The 8,640-nt window shown below is 61.7% G+C and carries 11 protein-coding genes; 2 read left to right on the plus strand and 9 right to left on the minus strand.

Translation table 11 applies throughout. From position 1 onward, the window contains the following. Window positions 1–35: 35 nt before the first annotated feature. The 8 genes from HMPREF9720_RS10810 to HMPREF9720_RS10845 form a co-directional block, all read right to left on the minus strand. Window positions 36–998: a glycosyltransferase gene (locus tag HMPREF9720_RS10810; RefSeq protein ID WP_009598347.1), complete on the minus strand. Its 963-nt coding sequence runs from the start codon at window positions 996–998 to the stop codon at window positions 36–38. Next, on the minus strand, window positions 995–1,429 hold the full coding sequence (locus HMPREF9720_RS15910; RefSeq protein ID WP_254654386.1) for a hypothetical protein: 435 nt from the start codon (window positions 1,427–1,429) through the stop codon (window positions 995–997). The genes HMPREF9720_RS10810 and HMPREF9720_RS15910 overlap by 4 nt, the downstream gene beginning before the upstream one ends. A gap of 128 nt (window positions 1,430–1,557) precedes the next feature. Beyond that, window positions 1,558–1,968 (minus strand): glycosyltransferase family 2 protein, encoded by a 411-nt coding sequence (locus HMPREF9720_RS15915; RefSeq protein WP_009598356.1) that lies wholly within the window; start codon window positions 1,966–1,968, stop codon window positions 1,558–1,560. A 10-nt stretch (window positions 1,969–1,978) separates the two neighbouring features. Further along, window positions 1,979–2,938, minus strand: a complete 960-nt coding sequence (locus HMPREF9720_RS10825; RefSeq protein ID WP_009598364.1) for a DUF2851 family protein — start codon at window positions 2,936–2,938, stop codon at window positions 1,979–1,981. Between the two features lies 1 nt (window position 2,939). Then, the gene (locus HMPREF9720_RS10830) at window positions 2,940–3,260 is read right to left on the minus strand and encodes a metal-sulfur cluster assembly factor (RefSeq protein ID WP_009598369.1); all 321 of its coding nucleotides are present in this window, start codon (window positions 3,258–3,260) and stop codon (window positions 2,940–2,942) included. A 127-nt stretch (window positions 3,261–3,387) separates the two neighbouring features. Further along, a complete protein-coding gene (locus HMPREF9720_RS10835) occupies window positions 3,388–3,816 on the minus strand; it encodes a SufE family protein (RefSeq protein WP_009598371.1) in 429 nt (142 codons plus the stop codon). A 20-nt stretch (window positions 3,817–3,836) separates the two neighbouring features. Continuing rightward, a complete protein-coding gene (locus tag HMPREF9720_RS10840; protein WP_009598362.1) occupies window positions 3,837–5,402 on the minus strand; it encodes an alkaline phosphatase family protein in 1,566 nt (521 codons plus the stop codon). A gap of 25 nt (window positions 5,403–5,427) precedes the next feature. After that, window positions 5,428–6,393 (minus strand): GSCFA domain-containing protein, encoded by a 966-nt coding sequence (locus tag HMPREF9720_RS10845; RefSeq protein WP_009598341.1) that lies wholly within the window; start codon window positions 6,391–6,393, stop codon window positions 5,428–5,430. Between the two features lie 33 nt (window positions 6,394–6,426). Between HMPREF9720_RS10845 and ispE the strand changes: the two genes are divergently transcribed. Further along, entirely contained in the window at window positions 6,427–7,239 is an 813-nt protein-coding gene (gene ispE, locus HMPREF9720_RS10850; RefSeq protein ID WP_009598374.1) for a 4-(cytidine 5'-diphospho)-2-C-methyl-D-erythritol kinase, read from the plus strand. Between the two features lie 325 nt (window positions 7,240–7,564). Here ispE and HMPREF9720_RS10855 read toward each other — a convergent pair whose 3' ends face one another. After that, the gene (locus HMPREF9720_RS10855; RefSeq protein WP_009598346.1) at window positions 7,565–8,020 is read right to left on the minus strand and encodes an RpiB/LacA/LacB family sugar-phosphate isomerase; all 456 of its coding nucleotides are present in this window, start codon (window positions 8,018–8,020) and stop codon (window positions 7,565–7,567) included. Between the two features lie 103 nt (window positions 8,021–8,123). Between HMPREF9720_RS10855 and HMPREF9720_RS10860 the strand changes: the two genes are divergently transcribed. Continuing rightward, window positions 8,124–8,489 carry a YbaN family protein gene (locus HMPREF9720_RS10860; protein WP_009598355.1) on the plus strand — a complete coding sequence of 122 codons (366 nt, stop codon included), beginning with the start codon at window positions 8,124–8,126 and terminating at the stop codon, window positions 8,487–8,489. The last annotated feature ends 151 nt before the right edge of the window (window positions 8,490–8,640 follow it).

Genomic DNA, 8,640 nt, shown 5'->3' on the forward strand with positions numbered 1-8,640 from the left:
TTTCCGCGATTCGGAGCCGCATTTCGGCCGACGGGTCACCGTCTTTTGTGAAGCCGGTAGTAGAGGACGAAAAGCGCGGGCGCGCGGTTTATCAGGAAATGGCGGAAGTTGTATCTGCGGAATGCGAGCGGCAGGACTCCCTGCTGCCGGGCGTCGCGCAGCATTTCGCGGGCGTTTCCCTGCCTGCCGAGTATCGTCTGTTTGCAGGCGAAAAACATCGTTTTGCCCACGTGCAGCCGCATCAGGCGTGCGCCTTCCGGATCGCTTTCTTCGATAAGGGCCGCGAAGCCGGTCAGGCTTTTCATCGCCCGGACAAAGTCCGAGCGGTGCTGCGGATCGTAGCTTCCCATGAACGATCCGTTGTGCTGCAGGTAGTTGTACGCCCGGATCGGGACATATCGGATCCGTTTTGCGAAGTAAATGGCGCGCGGAGTGAACTCTTCGTCCTCGTGCCGCATCGGGAGCATGGCGAGTCCATGCCGTTCGAGCATCGCCCGGTCGTAGAGGTAGGCGCAGGCCATGGGCAGGAAACAGTCCCGACGCAGGAAATCGCGTCCGCTCTGCACCTCCCCGCCGCCGCGTGCGAAAAGCCCGTCGCTCCAGAGCGGAAGGTCGCCGCCGTGTTCGTCGACGCCCGCCATGTCGAAACAGAGCATGTCGAGGCGCTCCCGGTCCATGATCTGCGTCAGCCCTCCGAGTACGCCGGGCGAAAGGTAGTCGTCCGCATCCACGTACATGACATATCTGCCCGCGGCGCGCTCCGTGCCGTAATTCCGTGCCAAGCTTACGCCTTCGTTGGGCTTGGCGTGCACTTGGACGTTCGCATGCCCGCAGGCCGCCCGCTGCGCTGCGGCCAACGAACCGTCGGTCGATCCGTCGTCCACCACGATCACCTCGTACTCTTCGGGCGGCAGGTCCTGATCGAGGGCCGAAGCGATACACTTGCCGATCAGCCCTTCGAGGTTATACAGCGGAATTATGATGCTGATTTTTTTCATGACGCGAGAAGTCGGACGAGGAACAGACGTTTGTGAATCCAGACCCTCCACGACGGATAGAAGAGTCCGCAGGCCATTTTGTACCGGCGCATAAGCTGCCGTTTGAGCAGCTTGGGATCGTGTGAATGCCGGATGCCGGCCTTGTAGAGACGTGTGAGAATGCGGCGGTACGAGGCGAGTTCCCTTTTCTTCACGTCTCCGGTCCGCAGGGAGAAACGGGTGAAGATGCGGGCTTCGTCGTCCGAGAGCCGGACGCCCAGTTTGCGCGCGAGTTGTTCCTGCTGGGTAAGCTGGGCGCTGAGGGTCTGGCGGTCCAGCTGGCGTGTCGAGATTTGGTCTTCCCATCGACGGTAGAAAGTCAGGTACTCCGGAATGTTGGCCATGCGGAGGTGTTCCGAAAGATCGACCCATAACTGATAGTCTTCGGCCATACACTCCCGGAAGCGTATGCCGGTCCGTTTGAAAGGTTCGCTGCGCAGCATGACGGACGACATGCCGAACGGGCACCCGAAAAACAGTTGGTACTGGATTTCCTCGTGGGTGAGCGGGACTTGGATTTTCAGTTCGCCATTACCCCCCCCCTTGTGCCGAACATCGTGTAGTAACTGCCGCAGATGTCGGTTTGCGGGTGTTGTTCGAAGAAGGCGAGCTGTTTGGCGAAGCGTTCCGGAGAGCAGAGGTCGTCCGCATCCATGAAGGTGATGAATTTTCCGCGGGCGGCGTCCAGCGCCCGATTGCGGGTGCGTGCGGCTCCCGAATTGAGTTCGTTGTGCATCAGTACGATGCGGTCGTCCTTTGCGGCGTAGGCGCGTGCGATCTCGGCCGAAGCGTCGGTCGAAGCGTCGTCGATGACGATCAGTTCGAAGTCGCCGACCGTTTGCCGGAGGACGTTCTCGATGCTTTCGCCGACGAATCGCTCCGCATTGTAGAGCGGCATGATGACGCTGATCAGTGGTGTCTGTTTTTGCATGGCGGTAGAGTTAGTTGTTTCCGATTTTCAGATTGTTCAGGATGCGCCGTCCGACGGGGCACTCCGCGCACCGTTTGGCGGCGCAGTATTCCGTCGCCAGCTGCAACAGGGCCTGCGACTCGAAGGCGCTGCGGGGCGTCAGTCCCGCGTCGTGCCAGCCGCGCATGTAACGGTTGTCCTCCGCGGGCAGGCGTTCGAGCAGCGTCAGGGCGCTGTCGCGCAGGGCTTCGCGTCCGGTGTAGCTGCCGTAGGCGAATTGCAGCACCGAGACGAGGTTGATGCCGATGATGTTGGCCTTGAAAGCCCCCAGACGCTTGGGCCGGTCGTCGCCTGCGATTCCCGGAATATGGTGCGTCCGCCAGTAATCCGAGGCCTCGACGCAGAAGAGCCGCCGGATCTCCTCTTCCGTGCGGCAGGCCATGGCGCGCTCCATGACGAACTCGTCCTGAGCGAAGAATTCCGCAGCTTGCGCCAGCCGCAGTACGGGGTGGTTGGCCGGGCGTATGTCGCCCAGCTGCCAAGCTCCGGCCTGCATCGGTTCGATGTCGTATTTGGCCGCCAGATATTCGAAATTGCGGGCGAGGTTGAGCGTGTAGGTGTCGTGCGGATAGAGCGCCAGCAGTCCCGACGCTCCGAAGAGCAGCGATTCGACGGCATGCGGCGCCAGCCGTTCGCGCAGAACGGTTTTGTAGGATACGCGCCGCGCCAGCGTGAGGTAGGCTTCCTGATTCTGACGGTCGCCCAGCGTGCGGAAGTAGAGCAGGTAGAAGGTCTGGTTCCAGTTCTCCGCCGCTTCGTGCCGCAGCGCCTCCACCATGCGCATTTTGCGTTCGAGCCGGTCGAAGAGCAGCGACGTGCATATCTCGCTGCGCTGCAAGGCTGACTGTCCCGCGAGGAATCCGCCGCAGGCGTAAGCCCCGGCTCCGGCCCGAAGCCGGTTCATCGCGCGCTGTTCCCGCTCCGCCGTCATGCTAAAACAGATTGAGCTCCAGCAGTGCCTCTTCCGACATCATGCTTTTGTCCCATACGGGATCGAACGTGAGAATCACGTTCACCGATTTCACGCCTTTGACCTTGGCTACCTGCTGGTTTACGTCTTCGACGAGCATGTCGGCCATCGGGCAGTTGGGCGCGGTGAGCGTCATGCGGATGTTGGCGACGCCGTCGGGCGTGTAGTCGATCTCGTAGATCAGTCCCAGATCGTAGATGTTCACCGGGATTTCGGGATCGTATATGTTCTTGAGCGTAAGGACGATCTCCTTCTCGACCTTCAGTATCTCTTTGGGTGTCATCGTGACATTGAAATTAAGCGTTGAAAACTAAAAACCGCCGGAAACTCTCCCTTCCGGCTTTCCGGTTCCGGCCGATTCGCAGGGCCGGACGCCTCTTCTGCCGAAAGAAACGTTGGTTTCCGATTTTTTATTTTTCGTTCGCACCGTCCTTGCTCGCGAAGGCCAGCGCATAGAGCCGCATCTGCTTGACCATCGACAACAAGCCGTTCGACCGCGTGGGCGAGAGGTTTGCGCTCAGGCCGATGGCGTCGATGAAATAGAGCTCCGTGTCGAGAATCTCCTGCGGCGTGCGTCCGTTCAGCACGCGGATCAGCAGGGCGATGATGCCCTTGGTGATTATGGCGTCGCTGTCTGCGGCGTAATAGACCCGGCCCTGCTCCATGCGGGCGTCCACCCATACGCGCGACTGACACCCCTCGATCAGGTACTGTTCGGTGCGGTGCTCGGCGGGGATGGCCGGCAGCGAATCGCTCAGGCCGATGAGGTAGTCGTATTTGTCGAGCCAGTCGTCGAATACCGAGAACTCCTCGATGATCTCCTCCTGTATCTTATCCATGTCCGTATATTTTTTAATCCTTAAAAATCGATGATTTCCGGGAGCACTTCGCCCTCCGACGCCGCAGGTTCGGTGATCTCCAGCACCCGCGCCACGGTCGGCGCCACGGCCGTCATGTCCACGCGGCGCTTCACGCGCAGGGGACCGGCTCCGAAGCCGTAAAATACCAGCGGCACCTGCGTGTCGTAGCCGTACATCGAACCCGACGACGATGCGCAGCGGTCGTTCTCCTCGATCCAGCCGGGCATCAGGTTCATGATCACGTCGCCCGAACGCCGGGGATAGAAGCTGTTCTGCATCTTGCGGGCGTAGCCGCTGCCGAAGTAGCTCGTGCGCATGGCCGTGGCCGAGAGGGCGTGCGAGACGCCGCGGAACTGCATGGCGAAGATCGCCACCTCGTTCTGCACGTCGGCCAGATTGAGTCCCCGCTCGTAGATGAGGTTGTGGTTCAGGTAGAGGCATTTGTCTTCGTACTCCAGCACCCAGTTGCCCATGCCGTAGCGGACGTTCAGGAACCCGTTTACGATCACCTCGAACTGCCGGGCGTTGAACCGGTCGGCCTCTTCGCGGCCCGCGTCGTACGAGGGGCTGGTTCCGTGGTCCGACGTGAATACGACGAGCACTTCGCCGTTCTTGACCTGCGCGAATACGAACGTCAAAAAGTCGGCCAGATCGCGGTCGAGCCGGTAATACATGTCCTCCGCCTCGACCGATTCGGGACCGTAGGCTTCGCTGATGCGGCGCGACGAATCGAGACAGATGTTCAGCAGGTCGGGCGTGCCGTCGGTGCCGAGCTTGAACTGGGCGATGGCCTGCTTGGCGAAGCCGAATACGGCGGTGTTGCCCGCCGGGGTGTAGAGCATCCGGTCGAAATCGGTGGTGAGCTTCAGGCGGCCGCTGCCCGTCTCGTCCTTCTCCTTTTTGTTCTTGCCCGTGAGGATTACGTCCCAGTTGCGGGAGTTGACGTAGCGGCCCTTTTCGTAGAGCGTCCGCCATTCGGGGGCGATGTACGAGAGGTTGTAGCGTTCGCGGTTGCTGCGCGCCACCCATTCGGGAACGTCGGCGGCGTAGTAGGGCGAGGTGGTCCAGCCGCAGCGCGCCGAGTCGAGCCAGAAGACCTCGCCGCCGCGTCCGCCCAAGACGATCGCCGACGTGGCTTCGGCCGCCACGGTGACGGCCTTGCTGCCGGGTTCGTGCTGCAGGAGCGCTTCGGAGAGCGTCGGGGCGATCAGGTTGTAGGGGCCTGCGCCGTTGCGTCCGGCGATCAGCTCCACGGCCTCGTTGGCGACGTAGTCGCGCCACCGCGAGCCGATGACCCCGTGCGTCGAGGGCATCGCGCCCGTCGATAACGTGGCCAGCGACACGGGCGTGGTGGTCTGCTGGTAGTCGTAACGGCTGTCGGCGAAGACCGTGCCGCCGTCGATCAGGCGCCGGAGTCCTCCTTCGCCGTAATTGTCGGCGTAACGCGAGAGATCCTCGGCGCGCATCGAGCCGACGACGATATTGACGACCAGCCGGGGCCGTGCGGCCGAGACTTCGAGGGCCGCGAAGGCGGCTATGGCGAGTAAAATGATTTTGTGCTTCATGGTGTGCGAATGATAGACCGCAAATTTACGAATTTATTTCGATACATCGGCGGAAATATTCCGCTTCGGTCCGAAAATCGATCTGCGGCAGCGCCGCGATCTCTTCGAGCCTGCGGCGGCAGAACTCGCGGTAGGTTGCGCTCTGCGGGTTGCGGGGCCGGTGCGCCGCGGCCACGACGATATGGCGGACGTCGGGCAGCAGACGCCGGGCCTGCTCCGAGAGAACCGTCGCCGAGAACTTCTCCCAGACGTATTCCACGGCCTGCGGAGACGGATGCACCAGATCGTCGGCGTAGAACCGGTAGTCGCGCAGGTCGTCGTTGAGGATTTCGTATGCGGGGAAATAGTGAACGTCGGGAAAACGCTCCGCCAGCTCTTCGGCGGCCAGACGGAGCGCGGCTTTGCTCACGGCGTTGCCCGCCAGTGAGTCGCCGAGATGCCGCACGGGGCTGACCGTAAGGATCACCTCCCTGCCGCCGAGCGGACCTGCCATGAGGTCTGCGAAAGCGGTGACGATCTCGTCCACGCCCAGCCTGCGCCGCGTGAACTCCGCGGCGGGCCGGCGGTGGCAGTTGGCGACCACCGCGCCGTCGTGTTCGTAGACCCACGCCGTGCCGAAGGTCAGCACGATCCGGTCGGCCGCGCGCAGCGCTTCGGCTCCGCTCTTCCGGGCGGCGTTCATCGCCGCGAGGGCTTGGTCCGCTTCCGGGGCGGAAAAAGAGCCGTGGAACCCGTAATGGAACCACAATTCACCGTCGAATCCCAGTTCCGAATGTCGTACGGGACTCTCCCCTGCGTAGCTGCGCAGCGCGGCGGCGATGGAGAGCGGGTTGAACAGAATGCCCGAAGGATTGGCCGTGACGCGGAATTTTGCCTGTGCCAGCCGCCCGGCGATGTGTTCCGCGAAACAGGAGCCGAGGGCCAGTATGCGGTTCTCGTAGCCGATCTTCGTTCCAAGGGGCGCAATTTCGATTTCGGTGCGGAATTTCATACTGCAAAAGTACAAATTTTATATCTTTGCCGTATGATCTTACGGGCAAACTGCAAAATAAATCTGGGGCTGGATATCCTGCGCCGCCGTGCGGACGGTTATCACGACCTCGAAACGGTGATGTTGCCCGTGCGCGGACTTTACGACGAAGTCGAGGTCGTGCGCATGGCCGGGGCGGGCGTGGATTTCCGTGCCGAAGGGCTGGCGGTGGACTGCGAACCCGAACAGAATATCTGTATCAAGGCTTTCCGGCTGATGCACGACCGTTACGGCGTGGACGGCGTCTCGATCCGGCTCGACAAGCGGGTGCCGTTCGGCGCCGGGCTGGGCGGCGGTTCGTCCGACGGCACGGCGGTCCTGCTGGCTCTCGACCGGCTTTTCGACCTGCACCTGTCCGAAGCGGAGCTGATCGCCCGCGCCGCCGAGCTGGGCAGTGATACGCCGTTCTTCGTGCGCAACACCCCGCAGTTCTGCACCGGACGGGGCGAGATCATGTCGCCCTTTCCGCTCAGCCTTGGGGGGCTGACCCTCGTGATCGTAAAGCCGGACGAGGGGGTCTCTACGCGCGAAGCCTATGCCGGCGTGCGGCCCCGGGTGCCCTCAGTGCCGCTTGCCGAGCGCCTGCGGCGTCCCGTCGCGGAGTGGCAGGAGGTCGTGACCAACGATTTCGAACCGCATATCTTCGCCGCGCATCCCGCCATCCGCGCATCCAAGCGGAACTTACTCGATGCTGGTGCCCTTTACGCTTCGATGTCGGGCAGCGGCTCTGCGGTTTTCGGACTGTTCGACCGTCCCGAAAAAGCAGAGAGCCTGCGGTCGCAGACTCCCTTCATCTTTTCGTTGTAGGCGTTGCCCGGTCTTGGGCGGATGTGATTCCGGCGCTTGCCGGTGCGTTGCCCGGCTGGCCGTGCGCGCAGGCGGCGTCCGGTTTTCACCCTGCTTTTGCCGGAACGTTTGCCGCGTTTGCGGATCGTTGTATCCGTCGATCCGTACCTGCTGCATTCGCTGTCCGCGCATCGCATCTGTTCTGTCTGCGTGGCCTTTGCCCCTATCGCATCCGCTGTCCAGCGCGCCTGTCCGGATTGCATCTATGGTTGCGCGCATGGCACTTGTCCGCATCGCATCTGTGCTGCCCGCATTCGTTTCTGATCCGCAGGCGTTTCCCGATCGGCTATTTTTCAGCCGCGCCGCCGCAGGGTACGGCCATCTTCTCGATGCGGTGCTGGTGGCGTCCGCCTTCGAACTGCGCCGCGAAGTAGGCGTCGAGCATCGCCACGGCCTCGTCGTTGGTGATGAAGCGGGCCGGGAAGACGATAATGTTGGCGTTGTTGTGACGGCGGATGAGCGATGCGATCTCCGGTTCCCACGCCAGTCCGGCGCGGATGCCCTGATGTTTGTTGAGGGTCATGGTCATCCCTTCGCCCGAACCGCAGAGGGCGATGCCGCATTCGAATTCGCCTTTCTCGACCGCTTCGGCCAGCGGGTGTGCGTAGTCGGCATAATCGACGCTTTCGGGGGAGCCGGGGCCGAAGTCGTGGACGTCGTAACCCATGGCCGAGAGGTAGCCCACCAGAAATTCTTTCATTTCGTAGCCGGCGTGATCGCTGGCGATACCTATTTTAGTCATCGTATTTTTGTTTTTGTGTTGTTTTTAGGTTCTGTCATACAAAGATAGGCAAAAATAACGGTCGCCGCTCTTCCGGGTTCCGAATTTATGCTATTTTTGCTCCATGAAATTTTTCCTCGCCGCCTTGGGGTGTCTGTCGTTCGTGCTGGGTGTCGTCGGTATTTTCGTGCCGCTGCTCCCGACTACGCCGTTTCTGCTGCTCTCCGCCGCATTGTGGGGCCGCTCTTCGCCCCGGCTTTACGATTGGCTGTTGGCGCACCCCTGTCTGGGCGGGTATGTCCGCAACTTCCGCGAAAATCGCGCCATACCGCTTCGCGCCAAGATCGTTTCGCTCACGCTGATGTGGGGAACGATGCTCTACTGCGTTTTTGCGCCGCTCTCCGGATGGTGGTGGGCGCAGGCCGCGCTGCTCGCCGTCGCCGTGGGCGTTACTTGGCATATTCTTTCGTTTGCGACGCTAAAGAAATGAGGCTTGAAGGGAATGCCGGGCGGATAATGTCGGACGGATAATGTCGGACGGATGGCGCCGGACACTAAGCGTCGGATGAATAACGCCGGACGAATGGCGCGGATGAAAACCGCCCGGCGTCCGGAAAGTAAAAACCGGCCCCTCGTAAGAA

This window comes from Alistipes sp. HGB5 (assembly GCF_000183485.2).
Classification (GTDB): Bacteria; Bacteroidota; Bacteroidia; order Bacteroidales; family Rikenellaceae; genus Alistipes; species Alistipes finegoldii.